Below are 18,196 nucleotides of genomic sequence, written 5' to 3'. Positions count from 1 at the left end.
AGGCGCGGTCGCAGATGTCGCAGTTCTGGTACGGGTGCAGGACGGCCTGGCTCGGTGGGCGCCTGGGGGAGCCGGCCCTTCGAGACTGCCGACGGCTACGCGCTCAGGGCGCGGACACCCGCCGCCTCAGTTGTCGTCCTCGTCGATGAGGAAGCCACGCATCGGCGCCGGCGCCTGCTGCATCGGCTGCGGGGCCTGCGGCCGGACCGGAGCCATCGGCTGGGTCATCGCGGGGGACATCTGCTGCTGGCCGCCGTAGGAGGGCGCGCCGCCCATGGACGGCGCACCGCCCATCCCGCCGTTGCCGCCGTAGGACGGCGCGCTCGCGCCCGCCGAGGCCATCGACGGGGCCGGCGGCAGCGAGGCCGTGGCCGGGGTGCGCGGCGGAGCCAGCGAGTCGTCCGCCTGGGTCTCCAGCTGACGCAGCTGCGACTCCAGGTAGGACTTCAGACGCGTGCGGTACTCGCGCTCGAAGCCGCGCAGGTCCTCGACCTTGCGCTCCAGCGTGGCGCGGGCGGACTCCAGGGAGCCCATCGCGACGCGGTGCTTCTCCTGCGCGTCCCGCTCAAGAGCGTCCGCCTTGGCGCGGGCGTCCCGCTCCAGGCCCTCGGCGCGCGAGCGCGCCTCGCCGACGATCTTGTTGGCCTCGGAGCGCGCCTCGGCGATCGCCTGGTCGGCGGTCTGCTGGGCGAGCGAGAGGACACGCGCGGCGCTGTCGCCGCCGGGGCCCTGCTGCGGCTGCTGCTGCATCTGCGGCTGCATCTGCTGCTGCGGGTGACCCATGGGGCCGCCCTGCATCGGGCCGGGGCCCATCGGTCCGCCCTGCATGGGGCCACCCTGCATCGGGCCGGGACCCATGGGCCCGCCCTGCATGGGGCCACCCTGCATGGGGCCGCCCTGCATGGGGCCGGCGGGCAGCGCGGGGGCACCGGACGGCAGCTGCGGCGGGCCCATCTGCGGCTGCTGCTGCTGGGCCGGCGGTCCGGATATGGCGGCGGGCACGGGCGCGCCGGGACCGCCGGGACGATCCTGCGGCTCCTGGGGCTTGCGCATGCCCTGCTGCTGGTTCTGCGCGGCGGCACGCGTCGCGGCGGCCAGCTTGGCGCGCAGGTCCTCGTTCTCGCGGAGCAGGCGGGTCAGTTCGGCTTCGACCTCATCGAGGAAGGCATCGACCTCGTCCTCGTCATAGCCTTCTCGAAGGCGGACGGTCGTGAACTGCTTGTTCCGCACGTCCTCGGGGGTCAGCGGCATCTCTTCTTCACCTCTACGTAGTCGTCGGCAGTCGGCAAGACCGTATCGTCCACTTGTTCCTCCACCATCACCTCGCGAAGCTGCTCACGATGGAGATCAGGATGTAAACGATGATCATCAGAACGAAGAAGGACAGGTCGAGTGCCACGCCCCCGAGACGCAGCGGCGGGATGAGTCGCCGCAGAAGCTTGAGCGGTGGATCGGTGACAGTGTAGGTGGCCTCAAGGACGACCACCATCGCCTTACCGGGTTGCCATGAACGGGCGAACTGGAAGACGTAGTCCATGACAAGCCGGGCGATCAGGAGGACGAGGAAGCACATCAGCACGATGTAGACCACCTGTAGTGCGACGCCCATCCCGCGTTTCCCTCTCCCCTGGCTTTCGTGCTCTCGCTTGTCCGGCCGCTTCGCGACCGGTCCGTCCGGTTCTCGTGTTCTCAGCTCTGGTTGAAGAATCCGCCCTCTGCGATCCGGGCCTTGTCCTCCGCCGTGACATCGACGTTAGCAGGCGACAACAGGAACACCTTCTGCGTCACGCGCTCAATGCTGCCATGGAGCCCGAAGACCAGTCCGGCGGCAAAGTCGACAAGTCGCTTCGCGTCCGTGTCGTCCATCTCCGTGAGGTTCATGATCACCGGGGTGCCCTCACGGAAGTGTTCCCCGATGGTACGGGCCTCGTTGTAGGTCCGCGGGTGCAGCGTGGTGATGCGGTACGGCTCCCGCTCGGACACGACCTTGGGCATGATCACCGGTGCGTTCTTCTCCAGGCTCGGGCGTTCGGGTGTGATGGATGCCACGGGGGCAATTCGGGCCGGACGTCCGCTTTCGGCGAGTACCGGGACAGAATGAGAGACCGGCTCCCGGGGGGCCGGGGGCTGCACCACTCGCACCGGCTCCTCGCGCTCCACCTGGCGCGGAGGGGTGTGGCGCCGGTCGCGCTCGGGCTCCGGCTCCAGCTCGGGTTCGAAGTCGTCGTCGGGGTCGAAGCCCCGGCCGTCGTACCCATCGTCCTCCACGAGGCCGAGGTAGACCGCCATCTTGCGCATCGCGCCGGCCATTCTCTGAGTCCTCCGCTCTGTGGTGGATCGGCCTTGTCACCAAGTGCCGGCGATCCACGGGCCATCCCGCCGTTCTGCGGAATGACCATATTTTCTGCTGTGGTCCGACTTGCTTCGCGACGTTACCCGAGCTTCGGGCGGACACCGAGTACCGCCGTACCGACGCGTACGTGTGTCGCCCCGGCAGCGACGGCCTCCTCGAGGTCCGCGCTCATCCCTGCCGACACCATGTTCGCAGCCGGACGGGTCGCGCGCAGGACAGTCGACAAATCCATCAGCCGGTCGAAGGCCGCGCGTTGCCGGCCGGCGTACTCCCCGGCCAGCGGGGCAACGGTCATCAGTCCGTCGAGCCGCAGTCCGGGCGCGGCGTCGACGGCCGCGGCCAACTCCTCGATCCCGTCCGGGGCGACGCCCCCGCGGTCGCCCCGCTCGCCGGACTCGGCGTCGAGCGCGACCTGGAGGAGGCAGCCGAGTTCGCGGCCCGCCTTCTCCGCGGCGGCGGAGAGCGAGGAAACGAGCTTCAGGCGGTCGACAGACTGCACCACATCGGCATAACCCACCACGGATCTGACCTTGTTGGTCTGCAACTGGCCCACGAAGTGCCAGGTCAGATCAAGGTCGGCACAGGCGGCGGCCTTGGGGGCGGCGTCCTGGTCCCGGTTCTCGGCGACGTGCCGCACCCCGAGTTCGTGCAGGAGTCTGACGTCGCTCGCGGGGTAGGTCTTGGTGACCACGATCAGCGTCACCTCCTCGCGCGCGCGCCCGGCGGCGGTGCACGCGGCGGCGATGCGCTCCTCCACCGCGGCGAGGTTCGCGGCGAGTTCCGACTTGCGATCCGTCATGTCTCTTCTCGGTTCAACCAGACATATCCCGCGAGTCGCCCTGTGGTGCGATCGCGGCGGTACGAGTAGTGGTCGCGCGATTCCAGGGTGCAGACCCCGGCGTCCTCGACGTCCCGGACCCCGAGCCGTGCCAACTGCGCGCGCACTCCGGCGGCGACGTCGACGGCGGGGGTTCCCCAGGAGGTCTCGGCGTGCGCGGCGGGTTCGACCGCCGCGACCTCGGCGCGCATCGCCTCCGGCACCTCGTAGCACCGGCCGCAGACGGCGGGTCCGGTGCGGGCGACGATCCGGGCGGGGTCGGCGCCGAGCTTCGTCATCGCCGCGACGGCGGCGGGGACGACTCCGGCGACCATCCCGGGCCGCCCGGCGTGGGCGGCGGCCGCGACTCCGGCGACCGGATCGGCGAGGAGGACGGGGACGCAGTCCGCGGTGAGCACGGCGAGGGCGAGTCCGGGCCGGGCGGTGACGATCGCGTCGACGGACGGGATGTCCGCGTCCCCCCAGGGACCGTCGACCTCGACGACGTCCGCGCCGTGCACCTGGTTCATCCAGACCACCCGCGCCGGGTCGAGCCCGAGGGCTCCGGCGGCGGCGGCCCGGTTGGCGCGTACGGCCGCCGGCTCGTCCCCCACCGCTCCGCCGAGGTTGAGCTCCTCGTACGGAACGGCGCTCACCCCGCCCCACCGGTCGGTGAAGGCGAAGTGGGCGCCGTTCGCGTCGAAGCGATGTCCTATCACTTCAGGAAGTCCGGGACGTCCAGCTCCTCGGCCTGGCTGTCCGTGTACGGACGGGCCGTCGGGACGGCCGGCGGGACGGGTGCCAGCGGGGTCTCGTTGACGGTCGGGGCGGGCTCGACCGGGGCCGGGGCCGGCTCCTCGCGCGGGGCGACCGTGCCGAGGCCGCCCAGCGGGCGGGGGGTCTCGGTGACGCGGGGCGCCGGGGCCGGCTCCTCGCGCTTGGCCGAGACCGAGCCGATGATGTTGTCGCGGCGGGCCGGCGGCTGACCGCCGTCGAAGCCGGCGGCGATGACGGTGACCCGGACCTCGTCGCCGAGGGCGTCGTCGATGACGGCGCCGAAGATGATGTTGGCCTCGGGGTGGGCCGCCTCGCTGACCAGCTGCGCGGCCTCGTTGATCTCGAAGAGGCCGAGGTCGCTGCCGCCGGAGATGGAGAGCAGCACGCCGCGGGCGCCGTCGATGGAGGCCTCCAGGAGCGGCGAGGAGATCGCCATCTCGGCCGCCGCCACCGCGCGGTCGTCGCCGCGGGCGGAGCCGATGCCCATGAGCGCCGAACCGGCCTCGGACATGACCGACTTCACGTCGGCGAAGTCGAGGTTGATCAGACCCGGGGTGGTGATGAGGTCGGTGATGCCCTGGACACCGCTCAGGAGGACCTGGTCGGCCGACTTGAAGGCGTCGAGCACGGAGACCTGGCGGTCCGAGATCGAGAGCAGCCGGTCGTTGGGGATGACGATGAGGGTGTCGACCTCTTCGCGGAGCTCGGCGATGCCGTCCTCCGCCTGGTTGGCGCGCCGACGACCCTCGAAGGTGAACGGCCGGGTGACCACACCGATCGTGAGGGCTCCGAGCGAGCGCGCGATGTTGGCGACGACGGGCGCGCCGCCGGTGCCGGTGCCGCCGCCTTCGCCGGCGGTGACGAAGACCATGTCGGCCCCCTTGAGGACCTCCTCGATCTCCTCACGGTGGTCCTCTGCCGCCTTGCGACCGACGGCCGGGTTGGCCCCGGCCCCGAGGCCGCGGGTGAGTTCACGGCCGACGTCGAGCTTGACGTCGGCGTCGCTCATCAACAGCGCTTGCGCGTCGGTGTTGATCGCGATGAACTCGACGCCCTTGAGACCGACCTCGATCATTCGGTTGATGGCATTGACACCACCGCCGCCGACACCGATGACCTTGATGACTGCGAGGTAGTTCTGCGGTGCTGCCACGTCGAAGGCCTCTCGCCTCGAGTTACGTGTCGTCGCTGCGCGGTTGGTCGCGCCGCTCCGACGGATGCCGATTGGGACGGTCCGAAACGCCGACCCGAACCCTAACGTTGAAGTTTAGGGTTACCAGTGTCTCTGTTCGCTGGACTCTTCCGAACAGGACACTAAGTCGACAAGTGGCGCACGTTCAACGAACACGCCGAACCTCCCGTTTTTCTTTTCACCCTATGTGATCACCCGTAGCGCTGGCCAACCAGGGTGCTGGCCAGCGGAGATGACCGTCAACTTCCGGACGAGGCGGGCGCCGTGGGGGCACTTACGTCGAAGTGCCCCGCTTTGGGGCTCGCCTTCATGAGGGCGGTCAGCACCCGGGCCTTGACCGGGCCGTGCTCGCCGCTGCCCCAGAGGACCGTTCGGCCTCCGGTCAGCTCCAGGGTGACGGAGTCGTACGAGGTGATGCGTACGACACGAGTGTCCCGGGCGACTTCCGGCGGGAGTTCGCCACGGACGCGGACCGCCTCCCGGAGCAGCCGGTCCGCGCCGAAGCGGCGGAGGCTCGGCGAGGCGGCGCTGTCGAGGACGAGTCGGGGGACACCGCGCGGGGCCGTGTCGACGGTGGCGAAGCGCATGCCCGTGGAGTCCACTTCGATGAACTTTCCGCCCTTTTCGACAAGCAACACGGGCTGCCGTTCCGTCACTTTCAGCCCGATTCCGTGCGGCCATGACCGGACGACGTCGATCGACTCGATCCGCGGCAGCCGCTGCCGGAGCCGGGCCTCGATCGCGTCGGTGTCGACGGTGACGAGCGGGGCGCCCATCGGGACGGCGGCGACCGCCTCGACCTCGGCCGGCGTCAGGACCCGTGTGCCGGAAGTCTTCACACGTTCCACACGGAACCAGGTCGATCCGTAGAGCGCCCAGACCCCGCCGGCCACGAGCGCGACGAGGCCGAGCGCCACGAGGAGCAGCCGGGGGGCCGACACCCGGAATCGTCGATTCCGGGTACCGGCGCCGGACGACCGCTCCGACGACCCCTTCGACTTGCTGGTACCGCTCTTCTCCGCGGTCGTCGGTCCGGCTGCCACCTGGCGCCTCCTGCCCTCGGTCCCCCACTACCAGTCCCCCCGCTAGCGGGAGGCGATCGCCTCGTACACCATGCCGACGAGCAGGTCGTCGGCGTCCCGGCGGCCGAACTCGGCGGCGGCGCGGGACATCTCGTACAACCGGTGCGGATCGGCCAGTACGGGCAGGACGTTGCCCTGCACCCACTGCGGCGTCAGCTCCGCGTCGTCGACGAGGAGCCCACCGCCCGCCTTGACCACCGGCTGGGCGTTGAGCCGCTGTTCGCCGTTGCCGATGGGCAGCGGGACGTACGCGGCGGGCAGCCCGACGGCGGAGAGCTCGGCGACGGTCATCGCGCCCGCGCGGCAGAGCATCATGTCGGCCGCGGCGTACGCGAGATCCATCCGGTCCACGTACGGTACCGGCACGTACGGCGGCATACCGGGCATGTTGTCGACACGCGGCATCTCGTTCTTCGGGCCGACCGCGTGCAGGATCTGGATGCCGGAGCGCTGGAGCACCGGGGCGATCTGCTGGATCACCTCGTTGAGCCGCCGGGCGCCCTGGGAGCCGCCGGAGACGAGCAGCGTCGGCAGGTTCGGGTCGAGGCCGAAGGCGGCGCGCGCCTCGGGCCGCATCCGCGCCCGGTCGAGGGTCGCGATGGTGTGCCGCAGCGGGATGCCGATGTAACGGGCGTTGCGGAGCTTGCTGTCCGGGGTGGCGACGGCGACCCCGGCCGCGTACCGCGAACCGATCTTGTTGGCCAGGCCGGGCCGGGCGTTGGCCTCGTGGACCACGATGGGCACCCCGAGGCGCTTGGCCGCGAGATACCCGGGCAGGGCCACGTAACCGCCGAAGCCGACCACGCAGTCCGCCTTGGTGCGCTCCAGGACCTGCTCGGCCGCCTTGATCGTGCCGCGCAGCCGCCCGGGGACGGTGATCAGCTCGGGGGTGGGCTTGCGGGGCAGCGGTACGGCGGGGATGAGGGCCAACTCGTAGCCCCGCTCGGGCACGAGCCGGGTCTCCAGACCCTTCTCCGTGCCGAGCGCCGTGATCCCCACGCTGGGGTCCTGCCTGCGCAGGGCGTCCGCGAGGGCCAGCGCGGGCTCGATGTGGCCGGCGGTCCCCCCGCCGGCGAGTACGACATGCACCGAAATTCACCGCTCTCCGGACGGGCGCTTCTTGACGCGCCGTCGCATCGACTTCCATCTCTTCCCGGCCCGCTTGCCCCAGCCGGGGCGGCGCATGGCCAGGGCCGCTTTCGCGGCGGGTTCCTGTCGCGCGAAGGCGATGAGGAGCCCGACGGCGAACATGGTCGGCAGCAGGGCCGACCCTCCGTAGGAGAACAGCGGGAGCGGGACACCGGCGATCGGCAGCAGGCCGAGCACCGCACCGATGTTGATCACGGCCTGAGCCGTGATCCAGGTGGTCACACCTCCCGCGGCGAACCTCACGAAGGGGTCCTCCGTGCCTCCGGCCACGCGGATACCCGCATAGCCTAGAGCCGCGAACAGGGCGAGTACCGACAGCGTCCCCGCGAGACCCAGTTCCTCACCGGTGACCGCGAAGATGAAGTCGGTGTGCGCTTCGGGGAGTTGGCCCCATTTCTCGACGCTCGCACCGAGTCCGGAACCGAACCATCCGCCCGAGGCCAGAGCATAGATTCCGTGCGCGGCCTGCAGACAGGGGGCTCCCTCGCCGCCGGGGTCGGTCGCGCCGATGCAGTCGAAGCGCTTCATCCGGTTCGAACTCGTCTTGATCAGCAGCACGCCGATCGCGCCGGCCACCGTGAGCACGCCGACGAAGAGCCGGGTGGGCGCTCCGGCCGTCCACAACAGGCCGAAGAGGATGGCCGCGAGGATGATCGAGGTGCCCATGTCGCCGCCGAGCATGATCAGTCCGAGCAGCATGAAGGCCCCGGGGACCAGCGGCACCAGCATGTGCTTCCACTGGGTCAGGAGCCGCATGTCCTGCTTGCGCGCGAGCAGGTCGGCCCCCCACAGGATCAGCCCCAGCTTGCCGAACTCGCTGGGCTGGAGCTGGAAGGGGCCGCCGAGCGAGATCCAGTTCTGGTTTCCGTTGACCGCGTGCCCTATCCCGGGGATCTGCACGAGGACCATCAGGAAGACCGCGCCGACCAGGATCGGGTAGGCGAGCGCCCGGTGCAGCTTGACCGGCATCCGCGAGGCGACCAGGAGCAGTCCGGTGCCGAGGAGCGCGGCGAAGAACTGCTTCCGGAAGAAGTAGGAGGGCACCAGGTCGTAGCGGAGCGCCGTGATCATCGAGGCGGAGTAGACCATCACGAGGCCGAGCGTGGTGATGAGCAGCCCCGCGCCGATGATCACGTAGTACGCCGTCAGGGGCCGGTCCCAGGCCTTGCGGAGCCGCTCGTAGGCCCCCCGCACGCCGCCGCCGCGCGCCCGCCGCGGGGTCGCGGGGGCCCGCCCTCCGCCGCGTGCGGCGGAAGGCCGGCGTGTCCCGGCGATCTTGCTCGGCATGGTCGCTGTCCCCTCCAGTCGTGCCCGGTCCGGCCGGACCCTCCCGCTGGTCGGGTCAGGCGTCCCCGGTGGCGGCGAGGGCGCGGACGGCGTCCGCGAAGGCCTCGCCCCGCTTGTTGTAGTTGGTGAACATGTCCATCGAGGCGCAGGCCGGGGCGAGCAGGACCGTGTCTCCCGGGCGGGCGAGCCGGGCCGCCTCGCGGACCGCCTCGGACATCGCCCCAGTGTCGGTCCGGTCGAGGTCCACCACCGGGACCTCCGGGGCGTGTCGCGCCAGGGCTTCGCGGATCAGGGCGCGGTCGGCGCCGATCAGGACGGCCCCGCGCAAGCGCTTCGCCGACCGCTGGACGAGCTCGTCGAAGGTCGCGCCCTTGGCGAGGCCGCCGGCGATCCAGACGATCGGGTCATAGGCGGCCAACGAGGCTTCGGCGGCATGGGTGTTGGTGGCCTTGGAGTCGTCGACGTACGCGACTCCCTCGACCTCCTCGACCAGTTCGATGCGGTGCGGGTCGGGCCGGAAGGCCTTCAGGCCGTCCCGTACGGCCTTCGCCTCGACGCCGAAGGCGCGCGCGAGGGCGGCCGCGGCGAGGGCGTTGGCGATGTTGTGCGGGGCCGGCGGCTGGACGTCGGAGACCTCGGCGAGCTCCTGGGCGTTCTTCTGCCGGTTCTCGACGAAGGCCCGGTCGACGAGGATGCCCTCGACGACGCCGAGCTGGGAGGGGCCCGGGGTGCCGAGGGTGAAGCCGATGGCCCGGCAGCCCTCCTCGACGTCGGCCTCGCGCACCAGGTCCTCGGTGACCTCGTCCGCGACGTTGTAGACGCAGGCGATCCGGTTGCCCTCGTAGATCCGGCCCTTGTCGGCGGCGTACGCCTCCATGGAGCCGTGCCAGTCGAGGTGGTCGGGCGCCAGGTTGAGCACGGCGGCCGAGTGGGCGCGGACGGAGGGCGCCCAGTGGAGCTGGTAGCTGGAGAGCTCGACGGCGAGGACGTCGTACGTCTCCTCGCCGAGGACGGCGTCGAGGAGCGAGACGCCAATGTTGCCGACGGCGGCGGTCCGCAGCCCGGCCGCCTCCAGGATGGAGGCGAGCATCCGCACGGTCGTGGTCTTGCCGTTGGTGCCGGTGACCGCGAGCCAGGGAGCCGCTCCGGGGCCGCGCAGGCGCCAGGCGAGCTCGACGTCGCCCCAGACCTCCACGCCCGCCTCGGCGGCGGCCGCGAAGAGGGGCTTGTCGGGCCGCCAGCCGGGGGTGGTGACGATCAGCTCGGTGCCGGTCGGCAGCGTCGCCCCGTCGCCGAGGCGGACGGTGATGCCCTCCGCCTCCAGCTCCGCGGCCTGGGCCCGGGAGCGCTCGTCGTCGCCGTCGTTGACGACGGTCACGAGCGCGCCGCGGGCGTGCAGGACGCGGGCGGCCGGGATGCCGGAGACGCCGAGTCCCGCGACGGTGACCTTCTTGCCGTTCCAGTCGAGCTGTTCTGTCACTTTTCCGATGCCCATCCCGCGTAGAAGAGGCCCAGGCCCACGATCACGCACATGCCCTGGATGATCCAGAACCGGACGACGACCAGGACCTCGGACCACCCCTTGAGTTCGAAGTGGTGCTGGAGGGGTGCCATCCGGAAGACGCGCTTGCCGGTCATCTTGAACGAGCCGACCTGGATGACCACGGACATCGTGATCAGGACGAACAGGCCGCCGAGCAGGGCCAGCAGGAGCTCCGTACGGGAGCAGATGGCGAGACCGGCGAGGGCGCCGCCGAGGGCGAGCGAGCCGGTGTCACCCATGAAGATCTTGGCGGGCGAGGTGTTCCACCAGAGGAAGCCGAAACAGGCTCCCATCAGCGCGGAGGCGACGACCGCGAGGTCCAGCGGGTCGCGGACCTCGAAACAGGCGTTGGGGTTGGTCAGCGTCACCGCGTTGGCACAGGACTCCTGGAACTGCCAGAGCCCGATGAAGGTGTACGCGCCGAAGACCATCACCGAGGCGCCAGTGGCCAGACCGTCCAGGCCGTCCGTCAGGTTCACGCCGTTGGACATGGCCAGGATCATGAAGAGCGCCCAGACCACGAAGAGCACCGGGCCGATGGCCCAGCCGAAGTCCGCGATGAAGGAGAGCTTCGTGGAGGCGGGGGTGAGCCCGCGCAGGTCGGCGAACTGCAGCGCGAGGACGGCGAAGGCGATGCCGACGATCAGCTGCCCGGCCATCTTCGCCTTGGCCCGCAGACCGAGCGACCGCTGCTTGACGATCTTGATGTAGTCGTCGAGGAAGCCCACCAGGCCCATGCCGGCCATGAGGAACAGCACCAGGACGCCCGAGTACGTCGGGTCCTCACCGGTGATGACCTTGGCCAGCGCGTACGCGATGAGCGTGGCCAGGATGAAGGAGATGCCGCCCATGGTGGGCGTGCCCTTCTTCCCGGCGTGACCGCGCGGGCCGTCGTCCCGGATGAACTGCCCGTACCCCTTGCGGGCAAGGAGCTTGATCAGCAGCGGCGTGCCGATCAGGGTCAGGAAGAGCCCGATGGCCCCCGCGAAGAGGATCTGCCTCATCGGCCGGTGACCTCGCCCTCGGTGTCGAGGAGCGCCAGCGCGACCTGTTCGAGACCGACCGACCTGGAAGCCTTCACAAGGACGACGTCCCCCGGGCGCAGCTCACTGCGCAACAGGTCGACAGCCGCCTGCGCGTCGGACACGTGCACCGACTCCTCACCCCACGAACCCTCGTTATATGCGCCCAGTTGCAGCCAGGACGCTTCCCTGCCCCCGACCGCGACGAGCTTGCTGACGTTGAGCCGGACGGCGAGCCGTCCGACCGCGTCGTGCTCGACGAGCGATGCGTCACCGAGCTCGGCCATCTTGCCGAGCACCGCCCACGTACGAGCCCCTCGGGCCTGTGCGGCCCTGCCCATGGCCGCGAGCGCGCGCAGGGCGGCTCGCATGGACTCGGGGTTCGCGTTGTAGGCGTCGTTGACGATCGTCACGCCGTCCGGACGCTCGGTGACCTCCATGCGCCAGCGCGACAGGGAGCCGGCCTCGGAGAGCGCGGTGGCGATCTCTTCGACAGGCATGCCCAGCTCGTGCGCGACGGCGGCCGCTGCGAGCGCGTTCGACACGTGGTGCTCACCGTACAGGCGCAAGGTCACGTCGCTGCACCCGGTGGGTGTGTGAAGCCTGAAAGAAGGCTGTCCGTTCTCTGTGAGGTGGACGTTCTCGGCCCGTACGGCCGCTTCGTCCGCTTCGCCGAACAGGGTCACGCGGGCCTTGGTGCGGCTCGCCATGGCGCGGACGAGCGGGTCGTCGGCGTTGAGGACCGCGATCCCGCCCTCCTCGGCCGACGGCAGGGACTCGACGAGCTCGCCCTTCGCCTGGGCGATCTGCTCCCGGCCGCCGAACTCGCCGATGTGGGCGCTGCCCACGTTGAGGACGAGGCCGATGCGGGGCGGGGTGAGCTCCGTGAGGTAGCGGATGTGGCCGATGCCGCGGGCGCCCATCTCCAGGACCAGGTGCCGGGTCTCGTCGCTCGCGCGGAGCGCCGTGAGCGGCAGGCCGATCTCGTTGTTGAGCGAGCCGGGCGTCCACACGGTGGGCGCGTGCCGGTCGAGGACCTGGGCGATCAGGTCCTTCGTGGAGGTCTTGCCGGCCGAGCCGGTGAGGGCGACGACATCGGTGCCGAGCCGTTCCACGACCGCGCGGGCGAGGGCCCCCAGTGCGGTCTGGACGTCGTCGACGACGATGGCGGGGACGCCGACGGGGCGGGCGGCGAGCACGGCCGCCGCTCCCGCCGCGACGGCGCGCTCCGCGTAGTCGTGGCCGTCGACGCGCTCACCGGCGAAGGCCGCGAAGAGGCTGCCGTCCCGCACCTCGCGGGAGTCGATGACGACGGGCCCGGTGATCCGGGCGGCCGGATCCGGTATGTCGTGCGCCTGCCCGCCGACGATTTCGGCGATCTCGGCGAGGGAGAGGGCGATCACTGCTTCATCCCTGACTGTTCTCGTGACGGTGTGCGTCCTGCTGGCTCTGCTGGTGGAGAATCGCCTCGCGCAGGACCTCCCGGTCGTCGAAGGGGCGGACGACCCCTGCGGTCTCCTGGCCCTGCTCGTGGCCCTTGCCGGCGACCAGGACGGTGTCGCCGGGCCGCGCGCGGGCGACGGCGGCGGCGATGGCGGCGGCCCTGTCGGGTTCGACGAGGACGTGGCCGCGCTCCTGCGCCGGCACCTCGACGGCACCGGCGAGCATGGCGCTGAGGATCACCAGGGGGTCCTCGGAGCGGGGGTTGTCGGAGGTCAGGACGGCGGTGTCGGCGAGCCGGGCGGCGGCGGCGCCCATCGGGCCGCGTTTGGTGGTGTCCCGGTCGCCGCCGCAGCCGATGACCACGTGCAGCCGGCCCTCGGTGACCTCGCGCAGGGAGCGCAGGACCGATTCGACGGCGTCCGTCTTGTGCGCGTAGTCGACGACCGCGAGGTACGGCTGTCCGGCGTCGACCCGCTCCAGGCGGCCCGGGACGCCGGGGACGGCGGCGATCCCCTCGGCCGCGGCCTTCGGGTCCAGGCCGGCGGCGGCGAGGGTGGCGATCGCGGCGAGGGTGTTGGCGACGTTGAACGGGCCGGGCAGCGGGGCGGTGGCGGAGATCCGCTCGCCCTCGGGCCCGACGGCGGTGAAGGTCGAGTCGTGGGAGCCGAGGACGAGGTCCTCGGCGCGCCAGTCGGCCTCGGCGCGGCCCTCGGCGGAGAAGGTGACGACCGGGACGGTGGCCTCCGCGACGAGCCTGCGGCCGTACGCGTCGTCGAGGTTGACCACGCCCAGGCGGCTGCGCTCGGGCGTGAAGAGCCCGGCCTTGGCCTGGAAGTAGTCCTCCATGTCGGAGTGGAACTCCATGTGCTCCGGGCTGAGGTTGTTGAAGACGGCGACGTCGAAGACGCAGCCGTCGACCCGGCCGAGCACCAGGGCGTGGCTGGAGACCTCCATGGCGACGGCCTCGACGCCCCGCTCGCGCATGACGGCGAAGAGCGCCTGGAGGTCGGTGGCCTCGGGGGTGGTCCGCTCGGACTTGATGCGCTCGTCGCCGATCCGCATCTCGACGGTGCCGACGAGACCGGTCCTCCGCCCGGAGCCGCGCAGTCCCCCTTCCACCAGGTAGGCGGTGGTGGTCTTGCCGGAGGTGCCGGTGATGCCGATCTGGAGGAGGTCCTCGCCGGGGCGCCCATAGATCTCGGCCGCGAGTTCGCCCATCCGGCCGCGCGGGTTCTCCACGACGAGGACCGGGAGGCCGGTCGCGGCGGCGCGCTCGGCGCCCGCCGGGTCGGTGAGGATCGCGGCGGCGCCGAGCCCGGCGGCCTGGGCGACGAAGTCCGCGCCGTGCGTGTGGGCGCCGGCCAGGGCCGCGTACACGTCCCCGGGGCGCACGGCCCGCGAGTCGTGCGTGATGCCCGAGATCTCGGCGGTCTGCGGGGCGTCGACCCCGAGTTGCGCGGCCAGGTCGCCCAGGGGTGTCGGGCGGGCCTGCTCCGGCCGGGGTGGGGTGTTTCGGTACTGATCAGCGTGTGGCACGGCGGTGAGCGTACCGGGCGCACCCTGTGCGGGGCCAAAAGAGCCCGGGGCCTCGCCGGAGTTCGATTTCCGGTTCCCGGAATGGGGGGTGATCGTTGTCACTGGTGCTCCCGGAGGGTCACGGGGTGGGTTCGAAGTCGACCGGCAGTCGAGCGGGGGCGCTGCCCGTCGGGGCGACGTGGAGGGTCTTGAGGGCGAACTCCATGACCTTCTTGTAGATGGGTCCGCAGATCTGGCCGCCGAAGTAGTTGCCCTTGGTGGGGTTCTGGATGGCGCAGTAGACGGTGATGCGGGGCTGGTCGGCGGGGGCGAAGCCGGCGAAGGAGGCGGTGTATCCCTTGTAGCGGCCGAGTTCGGGGTCGACGCGGTTGGCGGTGCCGGTCTTGCCCGCGACGCGGTAGCCGGGGATCGCGGCCTTGTTGCCGGTGCCGTCCTCGTCGTCGACGACGGACTCCAGCATCCGCGCGAGGGACTTGGCCGTCTTCTCGCTGACGACCCGGGACTCCTTGGGCGCGGGGGTCGCGGCGAAGCGCCCGTCGGGGCCCTTGGTGCCGCGGACGAGGGTCGGTTCGATCCGTACGCCTCCGTTGGCGATGGTCGAGTAGACGGAGGCGGCCTGCATGGCGCTGACGGAGAGGCCCTGGCCGAAGGGGATCGTGTACTGCTGCGAGGTGGACCAGTCCTGCGGCTTGGCGAGGATGCCGGGGGTCTCCCCCGGGTAGTGCAGGCCGGTGGGGCTGCCGATGCCGAACTTGCGCAGGTAGGAGTGGAGGACCCGGTTGGACTCGGCCTGGGTGGCGCCGAGTTGGCCGGTGGCGAGGATGGTGCCGATGTTGCTGGACCTGGCGAGGACGCCGTTGAGCGTCAGGTACCAGGTCTTGTGGTCGACGTCGTCCTTGAAGAGCCGGTCGCCGCGGTGGAGCCGGTTGGGGACGGTGACGTGGGTGTCGGGGGTGGCCTTGCCCTCCTCCAGGACGGCGGCCATGGACATGATCTTGCTGGTGGAGCCGGGCTCGTAGGCGTCCTGGAGGGCCGCGTTGCCCATGGCGGCGGCGTTGGCGGCGGAGAGGTCGTTGGGGTCGAAGCCGGGGGCGTTGGCCATGGCGAGGACCTCGCCGGTGCGGGTGTCCTGGACGATGACGTAGCCGCGGTCGGCCTTCGACCTGCGGACCTGGTCGCTGATGGCCTGCTGGGCGGCCCACTGGATGTCCCGGTCGATGGTGAGCTCGATGTCGGAGCCGGGGACGGCGGGGGTGCCCTGGGAGCCGGCGGTGGGGACCTGCCGGCCGCCGGAGGCGGTGAAGCGGATCTTCCCGTCCCGGCCGGCGAGTTCGGAGTCGAGCATGGACTCCAGGCCGCCGGCGCCGCGGCCCTCGGCGTTGACGTATCCCAGTATCCCGGCGGCGAGCTCCCCGTTCGGGTACACGCGCTTGGTGCTGGGCTCGCTGAGGATGCCGCCGAGGAGGTTGATCCCGTTCCCGCCGACGGCCTGGGCCTTCTGCCCGTAGACCCGCTTGAGGTCCTTGATCTGGTTCCAGACCTGGGGGGTCTGCTTGCGGGCGAGCAGGGTGTAGCGGGACTTGGGGGTGCGGAGCTTCTTCGCGAGCTCCGCCGGCTGCTTGCCGAGGATCGGGGCGAGGAGCGCGGCCGCCTGCTCGGGGGCGTCGGCGGTCTTCGACTCCTCGCGGGTGAAGAGCTTGGGGTCGGCGGTGATGTCGTACGCGTCGACGCTGGCGGCGAGCGCGATGCCGTTGCGGTCGGTGATCTCGCCCCGCTCGGCGGAGAGCGTGTACTCCTGGAAGCGGTACTTGTCGGCCTTGGCCGCGTACGCGCTGGCGTCGACGGCCTGGACCTGGAGCAGCCGCACCACGAAGACCAGCATGACGAGGGTCAGGCCGAGGGAGATCAGCCGCAGCCGGGGCCGGGGGCTGCCCAGCCGGATGGTGCGGGGCTGCCGGGCCGGAGGCCGGGCGGCAGGGCGCTTCGCGGCCGGGCGCGGGGCGGGCCGGGCCGGGCGGGCTCCGGACGCCCGGGCTCCGGCGGAGGCGGGCCGGGGGCGTGCGGGCCGGGCGGGGCCGGGGACGCGGCGGCCCGGGGGCTCCTTGGGAGGCACTGCTCGGTCACCTGCCGAAGGGTCGTGTCGGTGCGGTCACTGGGGGTGCGGTCACTGCGGGAGCCGGCGCCGTCCGTGTCTGGTCGGTGCCGGTGGGGCCCGGACTGGTGGGGGCTGAGCCGGTCGGGTCGGTGCCGGTGTTCATGGCCTGAGCTGTGCTTGTGGTCGCGGCATCGCCGGAGGTGCCGGTGTCCGTCGAGGCACTGGTGCGCGTGGCGGCCGTGGCTCCCGGGGTACTGGTACCGGCCGACGGCTTCGGCTTCGGTGTGGGCTTCGGGGTCGGTTTGGGGGCGACCGCCACCGAGGGCTCGCCCAGGACCTTGCCGTCCGGGCCGAGGAAGGCGGGGCTGCCGCCGGGGACCATGCCGAGCTGGCGGGCCCGCCGCTCCAGGGCGTCGGGGGCCGCGTAGTCGTCGACGTCCCGCTGGAGCGCCTGCTCCTCGTCGGTGAGCTCGGTGGTCCTGTCCTTGAGCTCGTTCAGCTTGAAGGAGCCCTGGTTGAGGGCCGAGTTCAGCAGGAGCAGGGAGATCAGCCCGCCGCCGAGCAGGACGACGACGAGCAGGACGAAGGGGGTGCGGGCGGCCGAGCTGGGCCCCGACGGCATGAGCCGGCCGAGCCGCGCGGCCCGCCCTTTGAGGGGCCCCTTCGCCGTGCTCACAGGACGTCTTCCCGGATGCGCTCGACGCCCCGGAGCCGGGCGGGGGCGGCGCGCCGGTTCTCGGCGACCTCCTCCTCCGTGGGCAGCTCGGCGCCCCGGGTGAGCAGCTTCAGCCGGGGCTGGTACTTCTCGGGGACGACCGGAAGCCCGGGCGGGGCGGTGGTCGCCGCGCCGGCCGCGAAGACGCCCTTGACGATCCGGTCCTCCAGGGACTGGTACGACAGGACGACGACCCGGCCGCCGACGGCGAGGGCCTTCACGGCCGCCGGGATGGCCTTCTCGACGCTGTCGAGCTCGTGGTTGACCTCGATGCGCAGGGCCTGGAAGGTGCGCTTGGCCGGGTTGCCGCCGGTGCGCTTGGCGGCCTGCGGCAGGGCGTCGCGGATGAGCTCGACGAGCCGGGCGCTGTTGGTGAAGGGCTCCTTCTCGCGCTCGCGCACGATCGCGGAGACGATCCGCTTGGCCTGCTTCTCCTCGCCGTACGCACGCAGGATCCGGACCAGCTCGCCCGCCGGGTAGGTGTTGAGGACCTCGGCCGCGCTGATGCCGGTCGTCTGGTCCATGCGCATGTCGAGCGGGGCGTCCTGGGCGTAGGCGAAGCCGCGGTCGGCCTCGTCCAGCTGCATGGAGGAGACGCCCAGGTCGAAGAGGACGCCGTCCACCTTGGGGATGCCGAGCCGGTCGAGGACCTCGGGCAGCTCGTCGTACACGGCGTGGACGAGGGTGGCCCGGTCGCCGTACGGGGCGAGCCGCTCGCCGGAGAGCCGCAGGGCCTCCTTGTCGCGGTCGAGGGCGACGAGCCGCGCCTCGGGGAACCGCTTCAGCAGGGCCTCGCTGTGGCCGCCGAGGCCCAGGGTGCAGTCGACGACGACCGCGCCGGGGCGCTGCAGTGCGGGGGCCAACATGTCCAGGCACCGCTGGAGCATCACCGGGACGTGTCGGTCGTTGCTCAATGCGCCCTCTCAGGTCCGGCGCGGAGGCACGTACCGCGGGCGGAGGCCGAGCCGGAGGTACCGCCGCACACACGGGGGGAGAAACCGCGGGAAATCGCTCGTTGTCTCCGTGAACTCCGCGTCACTTTAGTCCACGGGACCCGCCGGTCAATCAACCGACTGGCGCGTCGCCCGGCGCCGGCGGCCGGTCCGGACGTTCCGGACGGCTCACCCGTTCGGGGGCGGAGCCGCCCCTTCTTGTGGCATGGCTCACAAGAAGGCTCATTGAGGT

General features: G+C 71.5%; 16 protein-coding genes. All 16 read right to left on the bottom strand.

Going from position 1 to position 18,196, the window contains the following annotated elements:
- Positions 1-126 precede the first annotated feature (126 nt).
- The 16 genes from ABZ318_RS27330 to rsmH all read right to left on the bottom strand — a co-directional run bounded on the left by ABZ318_RS27330 (position 127) and on the right by rsmH (position 17,925).
- A complete protein-coding gene (locus tag ABZ318_RS27330) occupies positions 127-1,251 on the bottom strand; it encodes a DivIVA domain-containing protein (protein ID WP_356905130.1) in 1,125 nt (374 codons plus the stop codon).
- A gap of 67 nt (positions 1,252-1,318) precedes the next feature.
- On the bottom strand, positions 1,319-1,609 hold the full coding sequence (locus tag ABZ318_RS27325) for a YggT family protein (protein ID WP_190157124.1): 291 nt from the start codon (positions 1,607-1,609) through the stop codon (positions 1,319-1,321).
- An 80-nt stretch (positions 1,610-1,689) separates the two neighbouring features.
- Positions 1,690-2,310, bottom strand: coding sequence for a cell division protein SepF (sepF, locus tag ABZ318_RS27320; protein ID WP_356905129.1), 621 nt, complete (start codon positions 2,308-2,310; stop codon positions 1,690-1,692).
- Positions 2,311-2,432: 122 nt separating this feature from the next.
- Positions 2,433-3,152 (bottom strand): YggS family pyridoxal phosphate-dependent enzyme, encoded by a 720-nt coding sequence (locus ABZ318_RS27315; RefSeq protein WP_356905128.1) that lies wholly within the window; start codon positions 3,150-3,152, stop codon positions 2,433-2,435.
- Positions 3,149-3,889, bottom strand: a complete 741-nt coding sequence (pgeF, locus tag ABZ318_RS27310; protein WP_356905127.1) for a peptidoglycan editing factor PgeF — start codon at positions 3,887-3,889, stop codon at positions 3,149-3,151. The genes ABZ318_RS27315 and pgeF overlap by 4 nt, the downstream gene beginning before the upstream one ends.
- On the bottom strand, positions 3,886-5,100 hold the full coding sequence (gene ftsZ / locus ABZ318_RS27305; protein WP_356905126.1) for a cell division protein FtsZ: 1,215 nt from the start codon (positions 5,098-5,100) through the stop codon (positions 3,886-3,888). The genes pgeF and ftsZ overlap by 4 nt, the downstream gene beginning before the upstream one ends.
- A 278-nt stretch (positions 5,101-5,378) precedes the next feature.
- Entirely contained in the window at positions 5,379-6,182 is an 804-nt protein-coding gene (locus ABZ318_RS27300; protein WP_356905125.1) for an FtsQ-type POTRA domain-containing protein, read from the bottom strand.
- A gap of 42 nt (positions 6,183-6,224) precedes the next feature.
- The gene (gene murG / locus ABZ318_RS27295; RefSeq protein WP_123451410.1) at positions 6,225-7,310 is read right to left on the bottom strand and encodes an undecaprenyldiphospho-muramoylpentapeptide beta-N-acetylglucosaminyltransferase; all 1,086 of its coding nucleotides are present in this window, start codon (positions 7,308-7,310) and stop codon (positions 6,225-6,227) included.
- A 6-nt stretch (positions 7,311-7,316) separates the two neighbouring features.
- Positions 7,317-8,657, bottom strand: a complete 1,341-nt coding sequence (gene ftsW, locus ABZ318_RS27290; RefSeq protein ID WP_356905124.1) for a putative lipid II flippase FtsW — start codon at positions 8,655-8,657, stop codon at positions 7,317-7,319.
- A 55-nt stretch (positions 8,658-8,712) separates the two neighbouring features.
- Positions 8,713-10,152, bottom strand: coding sequence for a UDP-N-acetylmuramoyl-L-alanine--D-glutamate ligase (gene murD, locus ABZ318_RS27285; protein WP_356905123.1), 1,440 nt, complete (start codon positions 10,150-10,152; stop codon positions 8,713-8,715).
- Complete coding sequence (mraY, locus tag ABZ318_RS27280) at positions 10,134-11,204, bottom strand: phospho-N-acetylmuramoyl-pentapeptide-transferase (protein ID WP_093876542.1); 1,071 nt, start codon at positions 11,202-11,204, stop codon at positions 10,134-10,136. Before mraY ends, murD begins: the two co-directional genes overlap by 19 nt.
- Positions 11,201-12,625 carry a UDP-N-acetylmuramoyl-tripeptide--D-alanyl-D-alanine ligase gene (murF, locus tag ABZ318_RS27275; protein WP_356905122.1) on the bottom strand — a complete coding sequence of 475 codons (1,425 nt, stop codon included), beginning with the start codon at positions 12,623-12,625 and terminating at the stop codon, positions 11,201-11,203. Before murF ends, mraY begins: the two co-directional genes overlap by 4 nt.
- 4 nt (positions 12,626-12,629) lie before the next feature.
- On the bottom strand, positions 12,630-14,303 hold the full coding sequence (locus tag ABZ318_RS27270) for a UDP-N-acetylmuramoyl-L-alanyl-D-glutamate--2,6-diaminopimelate ligase (RefSeq protein WP_356905121.1): 1,674 nt from the start codon (positions 14,301-14,303) through the stop codon (positions 12,630-12,632).
- Positions 14,304-14,319: 16 nt separating this feature from the next.
- Positions 14,320-16,314 (bottom strand): penicillin-binding protein 2, encoded by a 1,995-nt coding sequence (locus tag ABZ318_RS27265; RefSeq protein WP_356905120.1) that lies wholly within the window; start codon positions 16,312-16,314, stop codon positions 14,320-14,322.
- Positions 16,315-16,321: 7 nt separating this feature from the next.
- Positions 16,322-16,972: a hypothetical protein gene (locus ABZ318_RS27260; RefSeq protein WP_356905119.1), complete on the bottom strand. Its 651-nt coding sequence runs from the start codon at positions 16,970-16,972 to the stop codon at positions 16,322-16,324.
- Positions 16,969-17,925 carry a 16S rRNA (cytosine(1402)-N(4))-methyltransferase RsmH gene (gene rsmH / locus ABZ318_RS27255; RefSeq protein WP_356905118.1) on the bottom strand — a complete coding sequence of 319 codons (957 nt, stop codon included), beginning with the start codon at positions 17,923-17,925 and terminating at the stop codon, positions 16,969-16,971. The genes ABZ318_RS27260 and rsmH overlap by 4 nt, the downstream gene beginning before the upstream one ends.
- Between the last annotated feature and the right edge of the window lie 271 nt (positions 17,926-18,196).

The sequence above is a fragment of the Streptomyces sp. NPDC006197 genome (assembly GCF_040613865.1).
Classification (GTDB): Bacteria; Actinomycetota; Actinomycetes; order Streptomycetales; family Streptomycetaceae; genus Streptomyces.
The sequence above is the reverse complement of the archived record's forward strand: the minus strand, read 5'-3'. Positions and strand labels throughout refer to the sequence as shown.

Bases quoted from the DNA above. Each gene is read 5' to 3' on its own strand.
- sepF (WP_356905129.1), bottom strand. From the start codon at position 2,310: ATGGCCGGCGCGATGCGCAAGATGGCGGTCTACCTCGGCCTCGTGGAG.
- murD (WP_356905123.1), bottom strand. From the start codon at position 10,152: ATGGGCATCGGAAAAGTGACAGAACAGCTCGACTGGAACGGCAAGAAG.
- ftsW (WP_356905124.1), bottom strand. From the start codon at position 8,657: ATGCCGAGCAAGATCGCCGGGACACGCCGGCCTTCCGCCGCACGCGGC.
- mraY (WP_093876542.1), bottom strand. From the start codon at position 11,204: ATGAGGCAGATCCTCTTCGCGGGGGCCATCGGGCTCTTCCTGACCCTG.
- ABZ318_RS27325 (WP_190157124.1), bottom strand. From the start codon at position 1,609: ATGGGCGTCGCACTACAGGTGGTCTACATCGTGCTGATGTGCTTCCTC.
- ABZ318_RS27315 (WP_356905128.1), bottom strand. From the start codon at position 3,152: ATGACGGATCGCAAGTCGGAACTCGCCGCGAACCTCGCCGCGGTGGAG.
- ABZ318_RS27330 (WP_356905130.1), bottom strand. From the start codon at position 1,251: ATGCCGCTGACCCCCGAGGACGTGCGGAACAAGCAGTTCACGACCGTC.